The sequence below is a fragment of the Cohaesibacter celericrescens genome (assembly GCF_002866925.1).
In the GTDB taxonomy this organism is placed as follows: Bacteria; Pseudomonadota; Alphaproteobacteria; order Rhizobiales; family Cohaesibacteraceae; genus Cohaesibacter; species Cohaesibacter celericrescens.
In genome coordinates this window covers 89,535-112,494 of record NZ_PKUQ01000010.1, presented here as the reverse complement: position 1 = coordinate 112,494, position 22,960 = coordinate 89,535, and the positions used below count along the sequence as shown (strand labels likewise).

18 protein-coding genes are annotated in these 22,960 nt (G+C 52.1%); 14 read left to right on the top strand and 4 right to left on the bottom strand.

Features of this window, described 5'->3' with window-relative positions:
• Positions 1 to 5: 5 nt before the first annotated feature.
• From C0081_RS06020 to C0081_RS05980, 9 genes are all read left to right on the top strand, one after another.
• Entirely contained in the window at positions 6 to 1,904 is a 1,899-nt protein-coding gene (locus C0081_RS06020; RefSeq protein ID WP_101532909.1) for a vWA domain-containing protein, read from the top strand.
• Positions 1,901 to 2,710 carry an ABC transporter ATP-binding protein gene (locus C0081_RS06015; RefSeq protein WP_101532908.1) on the top strand — a complete coding sequence of 270 codons (810 nt, stop codon included), beginning with the start codon at positions 1,901 to 1,903 and terminating at the stop codon, positions 2,708 to 2,710. Before C0081_RS06020 ends, C0081_RS06015 begins: the two co-directional genes overlap by 4 nt.
• A complete protein-coding gene (locus C0081_RS06010) occupies positions 2,707 to 3,900 on the top strand; it encodes an ABC transporter permease family protein (RefSeq protein WP_101532907.1) in 1,194 nt (397 codons plus the stop codon). The genes C0081_RS06015 and C0081_RS06010 overlap by 4 nt, the downstream gene beginning before the upstream one ends.
• Positions 3,893 to 5,506 (top strand): formylglycine-generating enzyme family protein, encoded by a 1,614-nt coding sequence (locus tag C0081_RS06005; protein WP_101532906.1) that lies wholly within the window; start codon positions 3,893 to 3,895, stop codon positions 5,504 to 5,506. The genes C0081_RS06010 and C0081_RS06005 overlap by 8 nt, the downstream gene beginning before the upstream one ends.
• A 50-nt stretch (positions 5,507 to 5,556) precedes the next feature.
• Positions 5,557 to 6,270, top strand: coding sequence for a hypothetical protein (locus tag C0081_RS06000; RefSeq protein ID WP_146006414.1), 714 nt, complete (start codon positions 5,557 to 5,559; stop codon positions 6,268 to 6,270).
• Positions 6,271 to 6,306: 36 nt separating this feature from the next.
• Positions 6,307 to 6,636, top strand: a complete 330-nt coding sequence (locus tag C0081_RS05995; protein ID WP_146006413.1) for a hypothetical protein — start codon at positions 6,307 to 6,309, stop codon at positions 6,634 to 6,636.
• Positions 6,637 to 6,647: 11 nt separating this feature from the next.
• The gene (locus tag C0081_RS23075; RefSeq protein ID WP_146006412.1) at positions 6,648 to 7,898 is read left to right on the top strand and encodes a vWA domain-containing protein; all 1,251 of its coding nucleotides are present in this window, start codon (positions 6,648 to 6,650) and stop codon (positions 7,896 to 7,898) included.
• A 370-nt stretch (positions 7,899 to 8,268) separates the two neighbouring features.
• Positions 8,269 to 10,053, top strand: a complete 1,785-nt coding sequence (locus C0081_RS05985) for an ABC transporter ATP-binding protein (protein WP_101532903.1) — start codon at positions 8,269 to 8,271, stop codon at positions 10,051 to 10,053.
• Positions 10,054 to 10,134: 81 nt separating this feature from the next.
• Positions 10,135 to 10,920: a M48 family metallopeptidase gene (locus C0081_RS05980; RefSeq protein ID WP_101532902.1), complete on the top strand. Its 786-nt coding sequence runs from the start codon at positions 10,135 to 10,137 to the stop codon at positions 10,918 to 10,920.
• A 26-nt stretch (positions 10,921 to 10,946) separates the two neighbouring features.
• Here C0081_RS05980 and C0081_RS05975 read toward each other — a convergent pair whose 3' ends face one another.
• Positions 10,947 to 13,127, bottom strand: a complete 2,181-nt coding sequence (locus tag C0081_RS05975) for a transglycosylase domain-containing protein (RefSeq protein ID WP_101532901.1) — start codon at positions 13,125 to 13,127, stop codon at positions 10,947 to 10,949.
• Positions 13,128 to 13,621: 494 nt separating this feature from the next.
• Here C0081_RS05975 and C0081_RS05970 point away from each other — a divergent pair, with 494 nt between their 5' ends.
• The 3 genes from C0081_RS05970 (at position 13,622) to C0081_RS05955 (ending at position 18,461) form a co-directional block, all read left to right on the top strand.
• Positions 13,622 to 14,671: an acyltransferase family protein gene (locus C0081_RS05970; RefSeq protein WP_180966775.1), complete on the top strand. Its 1,050-nt coding sequence runs from the start codon at positions 13,622 to 13,624 to the stop codon at positions 14,669 to 14,671.
• A gap of 203 nt (positions 14,672 to 14,874) precedes the next feature.
• A complete protein-coding gene (gene polA, locus C0081_RS05965) occupies positions 14,875 to 17,781 on the top strand; it encodes a DNA polymerase I (RefSeq protein ID WP_101532899.1) in 2,907 nt (968 codons plus the stop codon).
• Positions 17,782 to 18,062: 281 nt separating this feature from the next.
• A complete protein-coding gene (locus C0081_RS05955; RefSeq protein ID WP_101532897.1) occupies positions 18,063 to 18,461 on the top strand; it encodes a DUF930 domain-containing protein in 399 nt (132 codons plus the stop codon).
• An 18-nt stretch (positions 18,462 to 18,479) separates the two neighbouring features.
• Here the strand turns inward: C0081_RS05955 and C0081_RS05950 are convergent, their stop codons facing one another.
• Positions 18,480 to 19,394, bottom strand: coding sequence for a DMT family transporter (locus C0081_RS05950; RefSeq protein WP_101532896.1), 915 nt, complete (start codon positions 19,392 to 19,394; stop codon positions 18,480 to 18,482).
• 227 nt (positions 19,395 to 19,621) lie between these two features.
• Here C0081_RS05950 and C0081_RS05945 point away from each other — a divergent pair, with 227 nt between their 5' ends.
• Positions 19,622 to 19,969, top strand: a complete 348-nt coding sequence (locus tag C0081_RS05945; RefSeq protein WP_101532895.1) for a DUF1428 domain-containing protein — start codon at positions 19,622 to 19,624, stop codon at positions 19,967 to 19,969.
• A 12-nt stretch (positions 19,970 to 19,981) separates the two neighbouring features.
• Here the strand turns inward: C0081_RS05945 and C0081_RS05940 are convergent, their stop codons facing one another.
• Entirely contained in the window at positions 19,982 to 20,407 is a 426-nt protein-coding gene (locus C0081_RS05940; RefSeq protein ID WP_101532894.1) for a DUF1801 domain-containing protein, read from the bottom strand.
• Between the two features lie 2 nt (positions 20,408 to 20,409).
• Positions 20,410 to 21,180 (bottom strand): class II glutamine amidotransferase, encoded by a 771-nt coding sequence (locus C0081_RS05935; protein WP_101532893.1) that lies wholly within the window; start codon positions 21,178 to 21,180, stop codon positions 20,410 to 20,412.
• Positions 21,181 to 21,386: 206 nt separating this feature from the next.
• Between C0081_RS05935 and C0081_RS05930 the strand changes: the two genes are divergently transcribed.
• Positions 21,387 to 22,916, top strand: a complete 1,530-nt coding sequence (locus tag C0081_RS05930; protein ID WP_210200409.1) for a choice-of-anchor I family protein — start codon at positions 21,387 to 21,389, stop codon at positions 22,914 to 22,916.
• Positions 22,917 to 22,960 lie beyond the last annotated feature (44 nt).

Sequence of the window (22,960 nt, the reverse complement as noted above, 5' to 3'; positions counted from 1 at the left end):
GTTACATGATTAAATCATTGACTATATTTGTATTTCTTCTGGTGTGCCTTGTCGTTAGTCCGTCACTTTTGGGTGGGCATCCGGCGTTTGCCGATGGAGTGAGCCGTCAGGCCCAACTCATGCCCGGCAAGAAAACCCTGTTCAGGCGCATTGTGGTCAAGCCGGGTGCCAAGTTGATGTCCAAGCCGGGAACAACAGCACGGGTGTTAGAGCATAATGTCCCGACTTTTTCTGTCTATTATGTCTATGGCGAGAAAAACGGTTTCACCGAGGTGGGAGCCAACAGCAGCGGTGAGGCTGCCGGTTGGATCAAGACCGATCGGGTTGTCGATTGGAAGCAGTCTATTGTTGTGGCCTTCAATAACCGTGCATCAGCCGGTCGTGTGCGGCATTTGTTTTATAAAGACGTTGATCAACTGGCTGAAGATCTGGAAACTTATGAAGATCCAGCCGCCTTTGCCTCCAGCGAACACGCCGTCGCTGTTGAGCCGGAAAATGCCATCAACGATACCAACAACTTCTACTTGCTGCCCATTCTTGATCATGAATCGACCTATTTCCCCGATGACAACGAGGGCAATTTGATCCAGGTCGCGTCGGTTACCAGTCGTGAGGCCAAAACGGAAGAACAAGAGTTTAAGGTTGGGGTGGTCTTTGTCATCGACACCACAAAATCCATGGTGCCTTTCATCCGCCAAACCAAGGAAGTCATCGAGCAGATCGGGGTTGAACTTCAGAACTCCGAACTGTCCGGCAAAGTCTCTTTCGGTTTGGTCGGCTTTCGGCAATCAAAAAAGACAAACCCCGGCATTGGCTATCACGTCAAGAATCTGTTGCCCCTTGGAGAAGAGGCTGATGTTGATCATTTTGTCACCGCCATCGACAAAATGGAGGTGGCAAAAGTCGCTACCAAAGGATTTCGGGAGGATTCAATCGGTGGCATTGCCTTTGCCAGAAGTGACAATAATTGGGAGCCCTACAGTGCAAAATATATCATTCTGGTCACCGACGCCGGCCCAAAGTCGCCGGAAGATGGCGATAATTTTGCTCACCAGTTGGATATTCCCGAGCTCGCCGGTGATCTGAACGATGGCGGCATCAAGCTGCTGGTGATGCATCTCAAAACCCCGCAAGGCAAAAAAGATCATCAAGGCGCCGAGGCGCGCTATCGTCAGGTGTCGCGGTTTGTAGGGTCGGTCAACGACCTCTATACCAGCGTCAAAGGCGGAGACATCGGAACGTTCGGTTCCAAGGTCAGCACTTTGTCCAATCTGATCGTTACCACTTCCAGAAAAATTTACAATGACAGCGAAATCCAGCAACCGGACGAGGCCGATACCTCTACAGAGGCCAACTTGCAACGTGCTGCGCGGGCCTTCCAGCTTGAGTTCAGAGGCAATCAGCAGGGTGAGCAGGCTCCGGACTTTTATAAAGCCTGGACCATTGATCATGCCTTTGGTGCCTACAGTCGACAAGCGCTGGACATCCGTATCATGCTGACAAGAAATCAGCTCTCTACCATGGCAGGCAATTTGCGCGAAATTGTTGATCAAGCCAATCGGCCCGGTGGCATAATCGATGCCAATGCTTTTTTTGAAGACATCCAGGAATTGGCTGTTCGAACGTCAAACGATCCAACGCAGGTGCGGGACGATCAAAAACTGGGTGATGCTATTGCCGAGTATCTCGACGATTTGCCCTATAAAAGCCAGACCACGGCAATGACTATGACAGATTGGGTGACATTGAGTGCGCCCGAGCAGCGCGACCTGATGAACGCGTTGGAATCCAAGCTTCTTTATTACGAGCGCGTGCATAACAATCCAGAACGCTGGTTCCCTTTGCATGAGGATGCGGTCGAGGGTGAGCATGTCACCACAGTGTCGCTGGACCGCATGCCATGATCAGGCTTGACGTTTCCCAGATTCACAAAAATCTCAAGGACCCTGATCGCTGTTTTGATCTGAATATACCCTGTTTTGAAGTCAAGAGCGGAGAGAAGGTCGCCATCATTGGAGCCACGGGATCCGGGAAAACCACCGCTATGGATATTCTTGCCATGGCGAGCCAACCCGATAAGTGCGAGCGATTTGCGCTGGCGGTCGGGGACAAGAGTTATGATCTGAAACAAATTGCCACCAAGCCTCAGAAATGTGCGCGCATTCGCGCTTCTTTCTTTGGTTATGTCATGCAAAGAAGCCCGCTTTTTCCATTTTTGTCGGTGCGTGAAAATGTCACCTTGCAACAGCTTGTTGCCAAGCGGCCGGACCCCGCTTTTATTGATGTGCTTTTAGATCGCCTTGGCCTGACGATGATTGCAGGGGCGTTTCCTTCCGAGATCTCGCAAGGTCAAAAGCAACGAACGGCCATCGCTCGCTCTTTAAGCCATCGCCCATCAGTGATCCTGTGTGATGAGCCAACTGGGGCGCTGGACCCTAAAACAGCCAGACAGTGCCTTGAAACAATCGACTGGGCTGCGGTTCAAACCGGCGCTGCCCTGATTATGATTACCCACGATTGGGAATTGGCTAAAGCATGCGGTTTTGAGTTTTGCTCGATCCAAACATGCTCTCTGGGCAAAAGCCACATGGCGGGGGAATTGGAGCGCCGATCTTGTGCTGCAGGACCCGCCAAGACCCGTCGGGGGGGAGACTTATCCCTTGGGCTGAGTAAGCAAGGGAGTGGGTCTTTGGTTGGGGGCGCCCGATGATCGCTTTGAGCCTTGCATTTAAAAGCCTCACACGCGCCCCGCGCCCCAATATTGCGGCTATGATCGCGCTTGTGTCTGTTTTGGTGCCCGCGATGCTGCTTTGGAGCATGAAGGTGGGCTTCATCCAATCCATGATGGACGCGCTGCGCTCGTCTCCCGCCAGCCTGGAGATCCGCGTCAAAGGCGACTATATAATCACATCCGAACAATGGTCTGAAATAACCGCGCTGGATGGTGTTGGTTTTTCCATCCCGACCGCTCGTTATTTGTCGACCCGCGCTTTTGCCAGCCGAGACAATGGTCGCAAGCGTACGCCGGTTTCTCTGATGCCAACAGCGGTTGGCGATCCGCTCGTGAGTAGCGGCGCTGGCTTGCTTGATTCCGGACATGCAGTGCTATCACAAAAACTTTCCAAACAAATGGGCCTGAGCATCGGGGACCATTTTGAGATCGCCAACGCACGACGGTCTCAAAGTGAGCATCTGCGCATCGGGCTAACCGTGGCTGACATCACATCGAAAGAAGGCGTTTCGGGTAATTGGGTGTTTGTGGCTCCTGCCATCATAAAGGATGTCGAAGCCTTTTTGGATGGATATGCTCTGCCCCATCGCGGCAAAAACAAGGGAACTTCGCTTGATGAGCGCCCTGACGTTGCTTCTGGCTTGCGCCTTTATGCGGACCGCATAGAAAGCGTTGTCCACTTGACCGAGGCGATGCGGCAGCTGGGATACACTGTCGAGAGCAACGCCAATCGCATCGAGGTGATCGCACGTCTGGATCGTGTTCTGAGCCGCATCGTCGTCGCAATCTCTCTGGTTTTAATGGTGGGGTTGGTTCTGTCGGTATGGTCCTGGATGGTGGTGCAGTTGGAAAGGCTCCGGTCTCATGTCGCGTTGCTGGGTCTGATGGGGCAGGGGCAAGTCGGGGTCGGCATGTATTTTGTGTTTATCGGGCTTTTTAATGCGTTGGGTGGTCTACTTATCGCTGGCGCGATCACCTACCTCACCATGCTTTTGGGTAATCACCAGTTCCGGTTTTACACGCTAGATCAAACCGATATCTTTGTTTTGCCAGCGGGGCATCTCGCGGTGATCAATGCCGTGGTGCTCGCCCTCCAGCTCTTGATCGCCTGCTTCATCGCTTTTCAATCATCCAAAATCCGGCCCGGGGACCTGTTTCGTGATGCCTGACCTATTGCAAAAAATCCAATCGACGCTGTGGCTTTTCTTGAAGGTTCTATTGGGACTTGCTGCGATGGCATTCATGGTTCCAATGGCGGTGGCTCAACAAGACTGGGACCCCAAATATTATAACCCAGCCGATGATCCAAATGTTCTTTTGTTGCCCATCCCGTGTGGTGGCAAAATTGCTTTGAAAAGGGTGGTTACGGTCTCGGAGGATACAAATTCAACCATCGGCCCTTTGGCCGACCAGAGAATTGTGCTTGGCCGAAATGCTGATCGCACGCGCGGGTATATCGAGGAAAATCACCCCGAATATATTTCGGGCACCCTCAATGATCCGACCACGAACGAGCGTTATTATTTACTCGGTGCCTATGAAGTCACGCAGGGCCAATATGACGCCGTCATGAAAGGCCCCGATACGTGTCAAAAGCGTATGTCGCGCAAGATGAATGTACCCATCACCAATGTCAGCTGGTATGACGCGGTCGATTTTACACGCAAGCTGAACACCTGGATTTATCAGAACGCCGACACCATGATGCGTGTTCTGACACAATTGGGTGCAGACAATGGCTTTGTTCGTTTGCCAACGGAAATTGAATGGGAATTTGCAACCCGGGGGGGCAGTGCTGTTTCAACGGCCGAGCGCAATGAGCCGTTGTTTTTCCGCGAGGGCACTATTGATGATTATGCGTGGTACAACGGGGCCACGTCTTCGGGGGGGAAGCCGAAACTTATTGGTAAGAAGAAGCCCAATCCAGTGGGTCTTTATGACGTTTACGGCAATGCCGAGGAGATTGTTCTCGAACCCTTCCGCATGACCAGATCCGATCGTCTGCATGGGGCCATCGGTGGATTTTCTGTGCGCGGCGGGTCCTTTCTCGACAGTCCGGACTTGATCAATTCAGCCCGACGCGATGAACGGCCGTTCTTTGATACACAAGCCGGAGGCGAATTTCGGCGGCGCACTATGGGGTTCCGCATCATGGTCGGTACCGCAAATATTCCGCGTGATGTTTCCTATGTTGATCGCCTCGAAACCGCCTATGAGGAAACGCAAAGGCAGGTTGAGGGCGAAGCAGAGGATCAGCCGCTCCAACAGATGGCGGATGCCGCCCGCCTGATTGAGAATGATGAACTCAGAGCGAAAATCGAAGCCTTGCAATATCAACTTGAGGCTGAATTTTCCCGCCGAAACGAACTCAAGGCGCGCAATATTCGGGTTACTGTTCTGAATGGTGGCCTGCAGGCGATGGAAGTGTTCCTGAGCGCCAGAACAATCAAGCATCTCAAAATCGCTTACAAGGAAGCCAAGGCCAGCAACGTGAATCCACAGTTTTACGTGCCGAGAATCCGTGCCGAACTTGCACACTACAACCTAATTTCGAACGCCTATTTCGAAACGGTCGAGACTCTTGCGGACTATGATGCCGATGACTTGTCATTGCAGGCTGACGTGGCAAAACGGGAGTTGGCCCAACGGGGGGACGACGACATGAAGCATTATGTCGGTCAGCTTGAAACATCAATTTCAAAATTTAAATCGGCGAGAAATATGCAAAACGTGCTGCATTTTCTCGACCAAATTCCGACTGCAACAACCAACTGACTATTGGGATGGCTGTGCCATTTGGCACTTATGGGGAAAGCGAAATGCAAATGAAAAAAACTAAAATGGTGGCAATGGTGCTTGTTACCTCCCTCTCACTTTCGGGCTGTATTACGACAAGCCAGCCTCCGGCTGAGATGAGCCCGACCGAAATGGCAATGCGCCAAAAAGCGACCGAAAACAAGCGCATGGTCCAAGGTGTGGTTACGGGAGCTGTTGTGGGCGCCGTGGTCGGTGGCGGGCTCGCTCTTTTGATGGGGGGAGATGAAAGAGCCATGGCTCGCGGCGCTGGTTTGGGTGCGCTTGCCGGTGGCACAATGGGCGGCATGGATGCACATCGTGTCAATAAGGAAGCCGGTGCTGAAATATCCAAACAGGACGAGTTGAAAGCCATTATTGCGGAGGCGGACAAAAACATTGCCCATTATAAACAATTGGCCAGTCAAACCGGAAAATTGGCAGCAGAGCGGAACAAACAAATTGCCGATCTCAACAGCAATTACAGCTCTGGCGAACTCGACGCGGAAGGCTATCGTTCCAACATGAGGGGCAGCACGGACATCGTTAGAGTGGTCAATGGCGAAATCTCTGAAGTGGATCGTGACATCAGTGATCTGGAAGGCATCGCAAAAGGTGGCAAAAAGGTCGATCCGCAAATTGCAGGGCTTAAACAGCAAAAAGCATCACTGGAAAAGCAACGTGACGCGCTCGTGCTCGCTTTCTCGCGGGTTCCAAAAGAAATTGGCGTGTCCGTCAGCGGATAGTCCATAGAGAGGAATTTTGAAATGATATGCTTGAAATTGAAAACTCTTAGAAATGTGCTTTTTCTTAGTGCCACTTTACCGTTGCTTGCTGCCTGTCAAAGCACCTGCTCGGGCGATGCCCGAACCGATGATTATTGGTGTGCCAGAAGCAATCTGAACAAGGGTGTGTATGCTGCCCAAACGGCAAAGCTGCAATCCGTTGCGTCCTTGAGACAGCATGAGCAACAGGATGCACGGGCGCTGCTATCCCAAAGGCAGGCTGAATTGGCGGCAGCGCGGGCCAGCAGTGCATCGTCAACCGAGATTGCCCGTCTGGAAGCGGAAGTGGCATCTCTGCGCCTTCAAGTTCAATCCTTGATGCAATAGGCAGGTAAACCGTGTTCGGATTTTCTGTAAGATCAATGCTGTTGGTCTTGTTATGGCTTGGGTTTCTCATCGTGCTTGGCGCGGTGGGGACCTTTGCACTTAAGGCTTGCGGTGTGCGAATTTTCGGTATTGAGCTGTCATGGTGCAATCAGTCGGGTGTGTCCAGATGGCAAAAGCTAAATGCGCTTCAACAGCAGATTCACAATCTTGAACAACAAAAAGCCGAACAATTCTCGTGTGACCTGCCTCTGGCCCAGTCGCCAAGTGCCGATTTGATCTCTGGTCAAACAAGCTTTTTGCCAAGGAATGGGGGGATACAAGGGGATGTGACGTCACCATCAGGCCTGTCAAACGGGCCTGCAAATCTAGATGGTGCCTCCGAAGCTAACGGCAAAGGGCCGGACGGCGAACCCTTGCTGCCTGCTTCACCCGCGTCATCCGCTGCCTCACAAGGGGGAATAGCCCAACCTAACGTTGCTGCCGGTCCAGCCTCCGGTTTGCCTTTGGCACCAGCTGCCAGCGGGCCTCCCCCGGGAGCAGGCCCGCCACCGGGTGCTGCCCCACCACCAGGAGGTCCGCCCCCCGCACCTGCAGGCCCTGATAGTTGCCCAGCAGGAAAAAGCAAAAGCCCCTATATTGTTTTGGCGCTGGATCATTCTAAAAGTATGGGTCTTCCTGCCGATATGGATGATGCTTTGGCAACAAAACTGGAAACTTTAATTGAACAAGGCGGCTCGGCGGGGTGGAGTGCCTCACAGAGGTACAACCGCTATGTCGAACAGGGCGGCAGAAAAAGGCTGGATGTTCTGAAGGACTCAGTGGCGCAAGTCACGAACAAACTCGACGATGCAATCGACATCGGTGTTGTAACATTCGCCGGCTGTGCTGGAGTGGTCGATTTGGGCGATTACACCATGGCGCGACGAAAGCGCCTTGTCGAAAAAGTGAGGAGGCTAAAGCCAGACCCTGCTACGCCTGCGGCGGACGCACTGAAGGTGGCCATCGAAAAAGCCTCAAAAGTGTTAGGAGGTCGGGTTATCCTCGTCAGCGATGGCAAGGATACCTGTGATGCAGATCCTTGTGCCGTGGCGCGCCAAAGCCAAGGTGTAAAAGTTGATGTGATCTCGATGGGCGGCGGCGATGTTTTGGCCTGTGTAGCACAAGCCACGGGTGGTCGGCTGATCAAACCCAATGCCGATCAAAGCGTCGAAGAAATTCTTGCCGCTTTGGGCCAAACACAGGGAGAACCGCAGTGCCGCTAGTCCGAATATTTACAAGTTTGAACAGCCTCATTTTTCCCAACTAATGTGATTGAATTAATAAAAAATCTAATCTTCTGCGAGAGGAAAAGGGCATGTTGCAAATTCAACTCAATGCAAGAATTGATGTGCTCGAGAAAGCCATTATTCGTGCTAACACTCGTCGATGATACGCATTTTATACTTATCGCATTTTTTCGATAATCAGGGTCAATATAAGGACCTAACCGGAGCTTGATAAAATTGCGGCTTTTCTAAAAAGATAAAAAGCGATAAACAGGGCCGAACGATGGGGTTGTTTCAAAGTTTGGCTGTATGTGCCTTGACTCTGAGACAGTCGCTGTTGTCGTCAATCGACAGATAAAGGACAGGCATGGCAGTCCAAACCGTGCGCGACAAATGGCGCCGCTTTTTTTCAGACCCCTCAACGTCCCGATATTTGATCTATCGGCTTCTGTCTGAGAATTTCCACCGTTACGCAAAGCAATATTTGATTGCCTTTGTTTTTATGGCGATTGTTGCCGCGACAACCGGGCTTAGTGCCTGGATTATGCGCGATATCGTCAATGAGATATTCATCTCAAAAGACTTCAATCAGGTCTGGATTATTTCTCTTGCGGTGCTGGCGATTTTTGCCACCAAGGGCTTTGCAACCTATTTGCAGGCGATCAGGCTAGCGCGTGTCGGCAATGCGATTGTGGCTGACCTGCAAAGAAAACTCTATCGCCATTTTATGAGCCAAGGTGCAGACTTTTATCACGACTATCCCTCTAGCGAACTGATTACGCGCATCTCGCACAATGCCTCTGCTGCACGCGGGGTCATGGATATGTTGATCACCAGTTTGGGGCGTGATGCGTTATCATTGATTGCGCTGGTCAGCGTCATGATCTTTCAAGATCCAATCATGTCTCTGATTGCCTTTGTGATTGCTCCTCCCGCTATCTTTGTTGTTTCCAAGCTGGTCCGGCGTGTTAAGCGCATCGCCAAAGATCAGTTTGTTTCGCTGACTCAAACGACCCACACCATGCAGGAAAGTGCGCATGGTTATCGCATCATTCGCACTTTTGGTCTGCAGGATGTGATGGCCGAGCGCATGAACCATGCCATTACGGGGGTTCAAACCCGGGCCAATAAAATGGCCAGTCTTGGTGCCCGTACCAGTCCTCTGATGGAGACGCTGGGGGGCATTGCCATTGCTTTGGTCATTTTGTACAGCGGTTGGAGAACCATCGTCGATGGACAAACACCGGGCGAGTTCATTTCGTTTCTGACGGCTTTGCTTCTTGCTTATGATCCGGCAAAGCGCCTGAGTCGTCTGCAAGTCAGTTTGGAAAGCGGCCTTGTTGGTGTTCGATTGATGTATGAAATTCTGGACCGGCCTAGCCGCTTGCTGGAACGCGATGACGCCGAGGACCTGACTGTCACGAACGGGCAGGTGGTTTTTGACAATGTTCAGTTTTCCTATGGTGATGAGGAAACCGTGCTTCGCGATTTGTCTCTCACCATGGATGGAAACAAAAAGACGGCTCTTGTTGGTCCTTCTGGTGGTGGTAAATCAACCATCATGGGATTGGTGCAACGGTTTTATGATGTTACGGGTGGATCTATTGAGATTGATGGCACGGACATTCGGCAATGTACTTTGGCTTCGCTTAACAGCCACATTGCATTGGTAACGCAGGACACCATTCTGTTTACGGGAACCATCCGCGAGAATATTCGTTTTGGCAGGCTTGATGCTTCCGATGCCGAAGTTGAGGATGCAGCAAAGAATGCCTTTGCTCATGATTTTATTGTGCAGTTGCCCGAAGGCTACGACACCATGATTGGCGACAATGCTGCTACTTTGTCTGGCGGTCAAAAGCAGAGGGTCGCTATTGCGCGTGCCATGATCAAAAACGCGCCTATTGTTTTGTTGGATGAAGCGACATCCGCTTTGGACAGTGAATCCGAAGCCAAGGTGCAAGCGGCCTTTGACCGGCTCAGTGAGGGACGCACAACTTTGGTTATCGCCCATCGCTTGTCGACCATTCGCAATGCTGACAAGATCTGCGTCATCAAGGATGGCCGGTTGGTCGAAGAGGGAACCCATGATGATTTGAATGAGAAAGGCGGCTTGTACGCCAATCTCGTCAAACTGCAGTTCGAACACTAGTGGATAGGTGACGCGTTTGAATGCTTCATGCTTTTGAGGATTTGCACGATATATCAAGCAAACCATTAGCAGCTAGACAAGATGTCCATGTTCAGTCAGGAGAGCGGTTCTTTGCGTAAAATCGGATTGATTAAACCTCGCTCGTCTTTGCCCCAACAGGTGCGCTTGACCCATGCTCGCGGGCCGATTGATGTGCAACTCAAGCACAACGCCCGCGCCAAACGCCTCATATTGCGTCTTGATGGTCGAACGGGGGAACCGGTGGCGACATGCCCTCCGGGTATTAGCGTCAAAAAAGTTAGCCAGTTTTTGCAGGCTCACGTAGATTGGTTGGTGGACAAGCAGCAAGGCAGGCCCCCAAATGTTGCCTTTGAACATGGTGCCGTGGTTCCCATTCGCGATCAACCACATACACTGGAACATCTCGATCAGGCGCGTGGCACTGTACGTGTTTTGGAAGACGAGGGTGAGAAAATCCTGCTGGTGAGCGGCAATGAATCACACATGGCACGACGGGTCACTGATTGGCTAAAGAAAGAAGCGCGGGCTGATCTGAGTGCTGCGGTCGCACTTCATTCAGACAAAATTGGTGTCAAACCGTCTTCGCTACGCATTAAAGACACCACGAGCCGTTGGGGGTCTTGCAGCTCTGCCCGGGTGTTGTCATTTTCTTGGCGCATCATTATGGCGCCACCTTCGGTGCTCAACTATCTCGCCGCCCATGAAGTGGCCCATCTGCGCGAGATGAACCATTCTGATCGCTTTTGGGCTCATGTCCAAGCCCTTTGCCCCGACTATGAAGAAGGCAAAAAATGGCTCAGACAAAATGGCCGCAGGCTCCACACCTACGGTGTTGAACCTGAATAGAGCTGCATGCCTCAAAGTGATGGATACTAACCACCAAACAGCCGCGTGAAAAAGTTTTTACGTTCGCGCGGCAAGGGTGGAGCTGTGCTTTCGCCTGCTGGCAGCAAGTCGGGATTGATCCAAGGATTTTCTTCCCCCCCAGCAACCCGACGGGTTTCGGCCAATTGATGCACATTCACACCCGGCAATCCGGCAATGGCCATGCCATTGTGTGCCCCCACCATATATTGTCTCCAAGCGGTAGCGGGTAGATTGCCGCCGGAGGCACGCTTGGTTGGTTTGCCATCATCATTGCCAAACCATACGCCGGTGACCAGATCAGCGGTATAGCCAACAAACCAGGCATCGCGATAGTTCTGGCTGGTACCAGTTTTACCGCCTGCTGGGCGTCCGGGCAACAATGCTTTTTTGCCTGTGCCGGAAATCAACGTCTCCTGCATCATGGAGTTGATCAAAGATAAAACCTGATTGTCAATCACCCGAGCACCGGGCAAATTGGGATTGATGTAGAGAGTGTCGCCCTCCTTTGTAACAATGCGCTGGATGACGTAAGGATTGGCACGGGCACCGCCATTGGCGAAGGGCAAATATGCTCCCACCAGTTCTAGTGGTGTTACCTCGGACGTTCCCAGCGCCAGCGACAAATGATTGGACAATTTTGATTGGATGCCCAATCGGTGCGCCACATCGGCCACATGCTCCGCACCCATTTCAAAGGTCAACTGCGCAGCAACCGTATTGATTGACAGAGCAAGAGCACGACGCAAGGTTATTTGGCCCATATATTTTTTGGAATAGTTTTTCGGCGACCAATTGCGATAGGTGACTGGTTCATCAACCCGCATGCTTTCCGGTCTGTTCCCCAATTCTAGAGATGCGAGATAGACGAACGGCTTGAAGGCGCTGCCCGGCTGGCGTTTTGCCTTGACGGCGCGGTTGAACTGGCTTTCACGATAGGACTTGCCACCCACCAGCGCCCGAACGGCACCCAGTGGCGTAGCAGATACGAGGGCTCCTTGGCCAACACCGAGTTTTTTGCCCGATTTGTCTATCGCATCGGCAACGGCACTCTCAGCCAATGATTGCATGCGCAAGTCAATTGTGGTCTCAACAATCAGGTCCTCACGAATATCACCAACCAAATCGGGAAGCTGTTCCATTACCCAGTCAGCGATATAATTGAGTGAGCTGGCTCTGTGCCTCGCCACTGTGTTGACTGATTGCGTTAAGGCAAGTTTGCGCTCTTGTGCCGTGATAAAGCCTTCGCGTTCCATTGCAGCCAGAACGAGCTTGGCGCGTTCTTTGGCGGCTTTGGGGTGTTTGTTTGGCGCAAGGCGGGATGGTGCTTTAAGCAGTCCGGCGATGGTTGCCGCTTCCGACAGGGTCAAAATGGCGGCAGGTTTGTTGTAGTAGGTGCGTGCCGCTGCATCCACTCCGGTGGCTCCGGACCCCAGATACACACGGTTTAGATACATCTCAAGAATTTCGGCTTTGGAGAATTTTGCCTCCAACCAGATGGCCAAAATCAACTCTTGAACCTTGCGCTCAATGGTTCGTTTGTGTTCCAGAAACAGGTTTTTTGCCAGCTGCTGTGTCAGCGTTGAGCCGCCCTGTGCGAGCCGCCCGCGCACCACATTGGTCACCATCGCCCGGGTGAAACCGATAGGGTCAAAGCCAAAATGGGAATAGAAACGGTGATCTTCGATCGCCACTACGGCATCCATCAAATAGGGTGGTAGGGTCGATAGGCGTACCTTCTGACCACCGGTTTCTCCGCGGTTGCCGATGAGACCGCCATCCATTGATATGATTTGAATGTTGGGTGGACGGTCAGGAATGCGCCATGCGGTCGACTGCGGCAGCTGGGCTCCATAATAGAGCAAAATAGCGCCAGCGATTATTGTGCCCCATATGCCCAAAACAACAAACCAATAGGCGATCTCCCGACCAAACCGAAACAGCCTTGTGGTCAGAGACACCTTTGGTGTTGTTTTTTTGCGGCCTTTTTTTGCACCACCGGCTCCATTGCCACCACCATTGCCGCCAGCAGCTTTGGGGCTGGGGCTACGGCGTGTGGCCGGAGGCTTGCCTTTGACGCGCTGTGTTTTTTTGGCTGGTGCCTTGGTGTTTGGATGACTGCGGTCCTCTTCGCTTAGGCGAATGTCACCAGACGGACGGGGACGGGCTGGGGGGCGTTTACGCGTCATGAGCGGGACTAGAATCTCTTTGTTTGGGCGGCGATAAACCGATAGCGTGGTCTGAATGGTGCGCAGGTATGACGCCAGAATAAGGCAAATTCATGGGCTGCCGAGGCTGACGATCCTTCGTGCTGTGATTCGCTGGAAGTCTACACCCAGAGTCCCAAAGCCCTATTAACATTCATATCAGGACCGGGTTCTTTCATTCTTGGCATAGGGCCGATATGGGGGGCAATTCAATCTGCTCCACATCCACAAATCGAGAATATGCGCGGAAATAGGGTTAATAAAGCGTTTCAGGTGGCTTCTCACAGAAGTGTGAACTGCGAAAATCAATTTAATTTCAAAGTATTAGGGGAATCGTTAAGCTTAACTTAAAGCAAGGCAAGAACCGCAGCGAAAGATGCGTCATATTGACACCAGCAGTTAAAATTTTAATCAAATTTCTAATGAACCTCCGCCGTGCGCTGTCTTGCCGATTGCGGCTTACTGGAGACTTTTTGATGGTGACCATGTCAATCAATGCCAAAGAGCGTAGCGCCAGAAAACGCGTTGAATGGGTGGATTTGGCCAAAGGCCTGACCATTCTCTTGGTCGTGATTATGCATGCGACTGGCCATGTCGAGATGGGGATGGGGGAAGACGGTTGGATGCATCCCATCATTGCCTTTGCAGCCCCTTTCCGTATGCCTGTCTTTTTTGCGGTGTCCGGCCTGTTCGCGGCAAAGGCAATCAGCAAGGATTGGGATACCTTTCTGAATGGAAAATTCGTCCATTTTGCCTATTTCTATCTGTTATGGATGACGATCCAATTCATTTTCAAAACACCGTTCTTCATTCAGGATTTCGGCATTGAGGGTACTTTGTTCTATTGGTTGGCGTCTTTCGTACAGCCTTTTGGCCTGCTGTGGTTTATCTACCTGCTGCCGGTATATTTCGTAGTCCTTCGACTAACCAAATCGGTCCCGATGCTGGCCCAGTTTGCCGTGGCCATTGCCGTCAAAATCTATGCAGCCCAAACGGGTATTGGTGTGGTGGATTTCTTCTCCAAATATTACGTCTTCTTCCTTATTGGTCATTTTGGGCGCGACATCTGGTTCCAGTTGGCTGAAACAGCCCAGCAAAACAAGCTATCTGCCATCCTTGGATTGGTGGTTTGGGCGGCAGCCAACGGTGCAATTGTCTATTTCGGTTATGACGATGTGGCGCTGGTATCTGTCGTGATGGGGGCCGTTGGGTTCATGGCGGTCATTGACTTTATGGCGATTCTGCCAAAGCGCGGTCTGGCGCAAGTGCTGCGTTTCTGCGGCGAGCGTTCACTGCCGATTTATCTGGGCTTCTTTTTGCCCATGGGTATTGCACGTCTCGTGATCCCCAAGTTGTTTGACTTTGGGCCCGGATTGACGGCGTTCCTCGTTTCCATGGCTGCGATTGTGGGGGCCATCGTGATGTATGAGATTGTTATGCGTCTAAAAGTCGGAACATTTCTCTATGTTCGCCCTCGTTGGGCCAAGCTGCCTGACCGCAAGGCAGCCATCGTGCCTGCGGAATAATTTCTGACCATTCTTACGGCCTGACAATTTTAAACCCCCGATTGTTTCACTCAGTCGGGGGTTTTCTCATTTGCCCTTTTCAATGCCCTGTTCGTTGGGTTATGGTCCCTTCCAATGATGATCATGGTTTGTTCGCGAGTTTGACGAGCCAGTAAGCCGCGGCCCCAATAGGCGGCCCAATTTGCTGTGACAGGGGAATATCAATGGCCGAAAAACCGCATCTCTTTTTGATTGATGGCTCTTCTTATATCTTTCGTGCCTATCATGCGCTGCCGCCCTTAACGCGTAAGGGGGATGGTTTGCCTGTCGGTGCCGTGTCCGGTTTTTGCAACATGTTGTGGAAACTGCTGCAGGAAAAGGAAAATGGCCTCGCGGGTGTTGATCCCAGTCATATTGCGGTGATTTTCGACGCCAAAGGTCATACGTTCCGCAACGAAATCTTTGATCAATACAAAGCACACCGACCGCCCGCGCCTGAAGATCTGCGTCCTCAGTTTGGCCTGATCCGCGACGCGGTACGTGCGTTTAATATCGAATCAATCGAGCTGGAAGGCTATGAGGCCGACGATATCATAGCGACCTACAGCGAAATGGCGTTGGATGCGGGGGCTGATGTCACGATCATCGGTTCGGACAAGGACTTGATGCAGCTTGTGCGCCCGGGCGTTGTCATGGTTGATACCATGAAAAACAAGCGCATCGAAGAGGCCGAAGTGATCGAGAAATTCGGTGTGGCACCCGATAAGGTGGTTGAAGTGCAGGCGCTGGCGGGCGACTCTGTCGATAACATCCCTGGCGTGCCAGGCATCGGCATCAAGACTGCGGCGCTATTGATCAATGAGTTTGGAGATCTGGAAAGCCTGCTTGCGGGTGCTGAGACGATCAAACAGAAAAAACGCCGCGAAAATCTGATCGAATTTGCCGATCAGGCGCGCGTGTCCAAAGAGCTGGTCTATCTCAAGCGTGATGTTCCCTTGGCTCTGGGCATTGATGCTTTGTTCCGTAATGAGCTGGACGGGCCCAAGCTGATTGCCTTCCTCAAGGCAATGAAATTCACCAGTATGACCCGCCGTATTGCCGAGGCAACCGACACTGTGGCCGACGCAATTGAGCCGTGCGATCTGGACATTGTCGGTTGGGAACCGCCGCAAAAAGTAGCGGCGGTTGAAGGCGATAGCATCGAGGGTGCAGACAGCGCTCAAGGCGCTCAAGGTCCGGTGCAATTGGCCGACAAGATCGCCGCTGATATCGCCAAGCTACCAATTGATAACAGCAGCTATCAGACCGTGCGCACAATGGAAGAGTTGACCCATTGGCTGAATGAAGCCAAACGGGTGGGTTATGTCTCTGTTGATACCGAAACCGACAGTCTGGACGCTATGCAGGCCAATCTGGTTGGTGTATCGCTGGCGACCGAACCGGGCAAAGCCTGTTACATTCCTCTGGCCCATGTGACGGGTGAAGGCGACATGTTCGGTGGCGGTCTGGCCGAAGGTCAAATTCCCATCACCGAGGCTGTCACCGCGCTTAAGGCCATGCTGGAAGATCCTAGCATTCTGAAAATTGGCCAGAATCTCAAATATGACACTTTGCTGCTCAGCCGCTATGACATCGATTTGGCGCCGCTCGACGACACACTGCTGCTGTCCTATGTGCTAGACGCGGGCAAGCATGGCCATGGCATGGATGAATTATCCGAGCTGTGGTTGGACCACAAACCTATTCCATTCAAAGAGATAGCGGGCACCGGTAAAAAACAGATTACCTTCGACAAGGTCGAGATCGATAAAGCCACGGCCTATGCGGCGGAAGATGCAGACGTCACCTTGCGGCTCTGGATGGTGCTCAAACCGCGCCTTGCAGCTGACCATATGGTCACGGTTTATGAGCGGCTTGAACGCCCGTTGCTGCCGGTCTTGCGCCGTATGGAAGCGCGAGGCATCACTGTGGATCGCCAAATCCTGTCCGGCCTGTCCGGCACATTTGCCCAAGGCATGGCACGGCTGGAAGAAGAAATCCATGCCCTTGCGGAGCAGTCGTTTAACATCGGCTCACCCAAACAGTTGGGTGATATTTTGTTCGGCCAGCAGGGCCTGCCCGGCGGCAAAAAAACCAAAACCGGCGCATGGTCCACATCGGCCAGCGTGTTGGAAGACTTGGCCGCTGAGGGCCATGAGCTACCCGCCCGCGTGGTGGAGTGGCGTCAGCTGTCCAAGCTCAAATCCACCTATACCGATGCGCTGCCCGGTTTTATCAACCCGCAAACCAAGCGGGTCCACACGTCCTATTCATTGGCGGCGACCACCACGGGCCGCTTGTCCTCCAGCGATCCGAATTTGCAGAATATTCCCATCCGCACCGAGGCGGGCCGCAAGATCCGCACCGCTTTTGTCGCGACCCCCGGCAACAAATTGATTTCGGCCGATTACAGCCAAATCGAGTTGCGCGTTTTGGCTCACATGGCCGACATTGGCCAGCTGAAAAAGGCCTTTGATGAGGGGCTGGATATCCACGCTATGACTGCGTCGGAAATGTTCAACGTGCCAATCGAAGAGATGGATTCGGCTACTCGCCGCCGCGCCAAGGCCATCAATTTTGGTATCATCTATGGCATTTCAGCCTTTGGTTTGGCCAATCAACTGGGCATTTCGCGTACTGAAGCCAAAGATTATATCGACATGTATTTCACCCGCTTCCCCGGCATCCGGACGTATATGGAAGACACCAAAACGGCCGCCCGCGAGCAGGGCTATGTCGAAACCATTTTCGGTCGCAAAATTCACTATCCCGAAATCAATTCTAAAAACCCCAACATGAAAGCCTTCCAAGAACGCGCCGCCATCAACGCCCCCATTCAGGGGTCCGCGGCAGACATCATCCGCCGCGCCATGGTGCGCATGGAGGGCGCGTTGGTCGAAGCTGGCTCTTCGGCCCGCATGTTGTTGCAAGTGCATGATGAATTGATTTTTGAGGTGGCGGAGGCTGAAGTCGACAACACCATCAAAGTCGTCCGCGACACCATGGAAAGTGCCCCGATGCCCGCGCTCCAGCTCAGCGTGCCCCTGAAGGTAGATGCCGCTGCTGCCGATAACTGGGACGAAGCGCACTAGGGGGTGAGTTGGACCGCGTTCTCTCCAGCTAGGAGGGCGTCGAACAAGAAATCCTGATAATTTGCGACGAGTTTAGCAAAGCGAAACAAATTCTTTTCATCTTTCATCCTCAAAAGCCGAAATTTTACCGCAATTCGAGGGCATAAAAGGGGCGCCGGACAATTTCGATTCCGCATAGGTTTGCTTGTGTAGTCTCTCCTCCTAATGGATGATTCCACACAAAAAACAGCGAAGCTGAAGATTGTCCGTTCATCCCATGTTCAGACTTGTTATAAAGCGGTATGAAAAAACAAATCACTCTATTTGTCAGTCGTGCGTTTTTGGCGCTCATTGTGTTAATGGCCATTGGTCACGCGGGGACGGCCCATGCGCTGGACAAGCGCACTCTTAATGCGCTCAAGCAGATGGTGCCCGAGGAGCAGTTGATACAGCGCTGTGAGTTGGAAGCTATGGATAAGCTGAACGCAGCGCGCATTGTGGCCTATACGTTTGAGCCGTTGGAATATGGCGACACCAAGCTCAAGGCTCCCGGCGCGGCCTATCGCAAAAAAGGCGATTGGTATCGGGTGAGTTACAGCTGCACCACCAGTGAAGATCGCATGGAAGTGGTTCAGTTCAGCCTTAAAAAAGGCGACAAAATCCCTAAACAGGACTGGGAACAGTATAATCTCTTTCCCTAAGGGGGCGTCTCGTCGCCATTAGCCTACCACCAAAATCAGCACGCCGCAGACAATCAAACCGCAGCCGACAATTTCGAGCCGGTTGATTTTTTCTTTGAAAATCAACACTGAAGAGGCAAAGTTGAAGAGCATTTCAACCTGCGCCAAGGCTTTGACCACGGCTGCATGCTGCAGCGTCATAGCCATGAACCAACCGAACGACGCGGTCGCGCCGGTAAAGCCGGTGGCCAGCGCCGGTTTCCACGCCCGCAGGATTGCGCCAAATTGTTGTGGTTCCCGCATTGCGATCCAAATACCCATGATGATGGTTTGAAAAAGGATGGCGGCGGCCAGCGTGACGCTGGCTTGCAAAATGAAATCTGGCTCCGGCATCCCGTTCGCCAACGACAGGCTCGCGCCACGATATCCCACCGCAGCAATGCCAAAAAACGCGCCAGATCCTAGTCCGATCAAGGCGGTTCGACTGATGCTGCTGGTGATAAGACTACGGATTGAGAACGTCGTACGAGCGACTGATATCAACATCACGCCCAGCACTGTTACACATATAGCGATCAGCGTTGTTGCTGTGATCGTTTCAGCAAAAACGACAAACGCAAAAATTGCCGCCTGTGCCGGTTCTGTGCGGCTGTATGCGGTGCCGACAGCAAAATTGCGAAATGCAAACAGATAGACTAGCAAAAACTGACCTGCGATCTGCGTCAGTGCTGCGACAACCACCCAAAACACAAAGGCTTGGTTGAGATCTGGCAGCGCCCTGCCTGAGTATTTCGTATAAACAAACAAATAGAGCAGTGCGAAAGGCACCCCGAACGCAAAGCGCACAAAGGTTGCGCCGGTTGTGCTGAGTGCCGTTTTGAGATGCTTTTGTAAAACAGAGCGAATATTTTGCAGGAAAGCCGAAGAAACGGTGATGAGCATCCAGATCGGCATATGTGGCAGGCCTCGGGTTTGGCAGCAGAAGTTGAATAGCAAGCGTCGGACGGGACCCGGCGTAAGAATGTGAAGATGAGAGTAACATAGCCAAGCTTTGCATGGCGAGCGAAGTGCCTCTGACTACCGCTTGCGTTGTCTATGGGAAAGTGCTTACGGCGTTTGAGGTGTTTGTGTTAATATGGCGATTAATCCACTGGTTTTCGATACATACTGAGGAGCCGACCATGACGATTGTAGATGGTGCTGTTTATTCCGTACCGACGGCAAAAAAACAAGAGTTTATCAAACACGCCCAGAATATGTGCGCTCTGTTCAAGGAATATGGCGCGCTCCATGTGGTTGATGCCTGGGGGATTGATGTGCCGGACGGAGACCTGACATCTTTCCCGATGGCGGTCAAATGCGAGCCGGATGAAACCGTCTGTTATTCGTGGATGACGTGGCCGTCAGAACAAGTGCGCAAAGATGCTTGGGACAAGATCATGCAAGACGAGCGCATGCAGCAGCCCATGATGTTTGACGGTAAGCGGATGATTTTTGGCACTTTCGATGTCGTGGCCGAAGCCAAATAATCGTTTGGCTGCTTAGTTTTTGCGACGTGAATGATAGGTCAAACCCAATGCAATGGCATGGCGTAATTCTGTATCTGGTAGGGGTTTGGCTGGGTCAAAATGTAGCCCGCGATTGCCCTCAAAGCTTAGGTTCGCTGGCGCAGTGTCTTGATAGTGAGCCCGCATTTCGGCGATTAGCTTGGTTTGGCATGGCACATAGAGCGCGCATGTTTTGCCATCCTTGGGCATGCCCAACCGCAATGGGCAGCCGGTCTTTGGTCGGGTGGCATAACTGGGCTGGCCCCATTTTAACTCTTCGATGAGAGTGCCGATATCCTCGCGACCGCCCGCGATTTCAATAATCCAGCTCCGCACTGTCAAAAGCGGTCCACGTGCCTGATCTGGCAAAGCGGCGAAGGCCGCTTCGATGTGGGGGGAGGGGAAATCCTGCATGGTCATCGTCAAAATGCCAATTCACGCAAGGTCACTTTGTTTTCGGTGAAGCAAATTGAATGGCCCTGCGGCACTTCGGTCCAGCATTCGGATTGCCGATCGATTGGTTCTGAAACGAGAACCACATCCCCATTGTCATAGCGGCGATAAAATAGTGAAGGGGCGAATTTGTCTGACGCATAACGAAAGCCGAACAAGCGTTTACCGTCAGACAAACAGGAGGTGAAACGCAGAGCATCTGCCACGCCTTTATCAAGCATATATTGTCGCACCTTGATCAACACTTTGGTTAGGGCCTTTACAGCGCAGCTTTGCAGATCTTCCTGCAAGGCCAAAAGGAATAACAGTTCTGAATCGGTCGTGCCTAGGCGCCGGCCATAATGATAGTCATCCAACTGGGACTCCATTGCCCGCCGCACATGTTCATATCCGCCAATCTGGCCATTGTGCATGAACATCCACGGACCATAGGAAAAGGGATGGCAATTGTTGCGGCTGGTGGCTGTGCCCGTCGACGCGCGCACATGAGCAAAAAACAGCGGCGATTGGATTTGCGCGGCAAGGCTCTTTAGATTGCAATCATTCCAGGCGGGCAGGACCTCGCGATAAATGCCCGGCTCGGACCGTGTACCATACCAACCGATGCCAAAGCCATCGCCGTTGGTTTCGGTTTTACCCTGTTCGGCATGCAGGCTTTGATGGATAAGCGAATGCTCTGCTGTGGTGATATAATGTTCGAGGAAAACCGGTTGCCCCTTGTAGGCGATCCAGCGGCACATATTGCTCTCCAAATTGGAATAATTCACGCAACCCTATCGTCCGGCTGCATAAAGGGAAAGAGCCAAAGCATGCAAATTTGTCTGGCTGGCCGACAACACCACCTCTATGCACATCTCATTTTTGGTCCCGAGCCGACCATTTCACGCGCCTGTAACATGATGGGGCTAAGGCAAAGTCCATTCAAACTTGTCGTAGGGGATCTACTATGTTGAACATTTCTTCCAAGGCGCTGCTTTTGGCCAGTTGCTTGACGCTTTCACTGGCCTCGCATGCTGCAGCTCTTACTCTGGAGCCGATCAGCTCCTATGAGACAAAGACCTTTGACGAAGGCGCAGCCGAAGTGGTGTCCTATGACAAGGCAGGCAAAAGGCTTTATGTCGTCAATGGCGCGGACAAAAGCATCGATATTTTAGACATTTCAAATCCGTCCGTGATCAAGAAAACCGGCGCCATTGATGTTACTAAACATGGCCATGGTGCCAACTCCGTGTCAGTGCATGGGGGATATGTTGCTATCGCTGTGGAAGTGAAGCCAAAGCAAGATGCTGGCAAACTGGTGCTTTATAAAACGGATGGAACATTGGTTGGCGAAGTCACTATTGGCGCGTTGCCTGATTCCGTTGCTTTTGCCCCTAACGGCGAATTTGTGGTGGTTGCCAACGAAGGCGAGCCATCGAGCGATTACAAAACCGACCCTGAAGGCACAGTCTCCATTGTTTCGATCCCTTCTCTTGAGGTCAAAACCGTCTCCTTTGACAATGTGAATGCGGATCTATTGGGCGTCGAGTTTCATACTCCGTCGCCAGAGGGTATCAGCATTGCGCAAGATATTGAGCCGGAATATGTCGCGATCACCCCAGACAGCGAAACCGCATTTGTTTCCTTACAGGAAAACAACGCTATGGCCGTGGTCGATACGGCAAGCGGCACGTTGAAAAATGTCTTCACACTGGGTTTTCAGGACTATTCCAAGCATCTGGTGGATCTGTCTGACAAAGACGGCGGTATCAATCGCAAAAACTGGCCTGTGCTGTCTATGCGCATGCCTGACACCATTCAGGCTTTTGCCAAGGATGGCATCAATTATGTCGTCATGGCCAACGAAGGCGATAGCCGCGACTATGATGGCTATTCAGAAGAAACCCGTTTGGGCAAAGTTAAACTGGATGAAAAGGCTTTTCCAAATGCAGCCGAGCTGCAAGATGAGAAAAATCTTGGCCGTTTGAAAATCACCACAGCCAAGGGTGATACCGATGGCGACGGTGATTTTGACGCCATTTATGGCTATGGAGGCCGGTCTTTCTCGATCTTTAATGAAATGGGCGAAATGGTTTTTGATTCCGGTACGGAGATTGAAGCCAAGCTGGCTGAGCTGATGCCCACTGCTTTTAACAGCCAAGGGGCCAATGAGAGCTTCGACAATCGCTCTGATGATAAGGGTGCCGAGCCAGAAGCGCTGGCGCTTGGCATGGTCGGTGGCAAACATTATGCGTTCATCGGGTTGGAGCGCACCGGTGGCGTGATGGTTTATGACATTACCGATCCTGCCAATGCCGCTTTTGTTACCTATGCAAACAATGTGAAACTGGACGGAAGTGCAGAAAAAATGACGGCAGGGGACATTGCGCCCGAGGGCATCGCCTTCATTGCCGCGAAGGACAGCCCCAATGGCGAAGCGATGATTGCAGTTGCTAACGAGGTGTCCGGCTCTACCACGCTCTATGCAGTGAAATGAGCCAACTCCTGGATGGTGGTAAAGCATCAAAGGCCCACCGTTTG

What these genes read in the sequence shown, in the direction of transcription:
- polA (WP_101532899.1), top strand. Translation starts at nt 14,875, where the DNA reads ATGGCCGAAAAACCGCATCTCTTTTTGATTGATGGCTCTTCTTATATC.
- C0081_RS05935 (WP_101532893.1), bottom strand. Translation starts at nt 21,180, where the DNA reads ATGTGCCGCTGGATCGCCTACAAGGGGCAACCGGTTTTCCTCGAACAT.
- C0081_RS05950 (WP_101532896.1), bottom strand. Translation starts at nt 19,394, where the DNA reads ATGCCGATCTGGATGCTCATCACCGTTTCTTCGGCTTTCCTGCAAAAT.
- C0081_RS05930 (WP_210200409.1), top strand. Translation starts at nt 21,387, where the DNA reads ATGTTGAACATTTCTTCCAAGGCGCTGCTTTTGGCCAGTTGCTTGACG.
- C0081_RS05985 (WP_101532903.1), top strand. Translation starts at nt 8,269, where the DNA reads ATGGCAGTCCAAACCGTGCGCGACAAATGGCGCCGCTTTTTTTCAGAC.
- C0081_RS06010 (WP_101532907.1), top strand. Translation starts at nt 2,707, where the DNA reads ATGATCGCTTTGAGCCTTGCATTTAAAAGCCTCACACGCGCCCCGCGC.
- C0081_RS05945 (WP_101532895.1), top strand. Translation starts at nt 19,622, where the DNA reads ATGACGATTGTAGATGGTGCTGTTTATTCCGTACCGACGGCAAAAAAA.
- C0081_RS06005 (WP_101532906.1), top strand. Translation starts at nt 3,893, where the DNA reads ATGCCTGACCTATTGCAAAAAATCCAATCGACGCTGTGGCTTTTCTTG.
- C0081_RS06000 (WP_146006414.1), top strand. Translation starts at nt 5,557, where the DNA reads ATGAAAAAAACTAAAATGGTGGCAATGGTGCTTGTTACCTCCCTCTCA.
- C0081_RS05980 (WP_101532902.1), top strand. Translation starts at nt 10,135, where the DNA reads ATGTCCATGTTCAGTCAGGAGAGCGGTTCTTTGCGTAAAATCGGATTG.
- C0081_RS05955 (WP_101532897.1), top strand. Translation starts at nt 18,063, where the DNA reads ATGAAAAAACAAATCACTCTATTTGTCAGTCGTGCGTTTTTGGCGCTC.
- C0081_RS05940 (WP_101532894.1), bottom strand. Translation starts at nt 20,407, where the DNA reads ATGACCATGCAGGATTTCCCCTCCCCCCACATCGAAGCGGCCTTCGCC.
- C0081_RS05975 (WP_101532901.1), bottom strand. Translation starts at nt 13,127, where the DNA reads ATGACGCGTAAACGCCCCCCAGCCCGTCCCCGTCCGTCTGGTGACATT.
- C0081_RS06015 (WP_101532908.1), top strand. Translation starts at nt 1,901, where the DNA reads ATGATCAGGCTTGACGTTTCCCAGATTCACAAAAATCTCAAGGACCCT.
- C0081_RS05970 (WP_180966775.1), top strand. Translation starts at nt 13,622, where the DNA reads ATGGTGACCATGTCAATCAATGCCAAAGAGCGTAGCGCCAGAAAACGC.
- C0081_RS06020 (WP_101532909.1), top strand. Translation starts at nt 6, where the DNA reads ATGATTAAATCATTGACTATATTTGTATTTCTTCTGGTGTGCCTTGTC.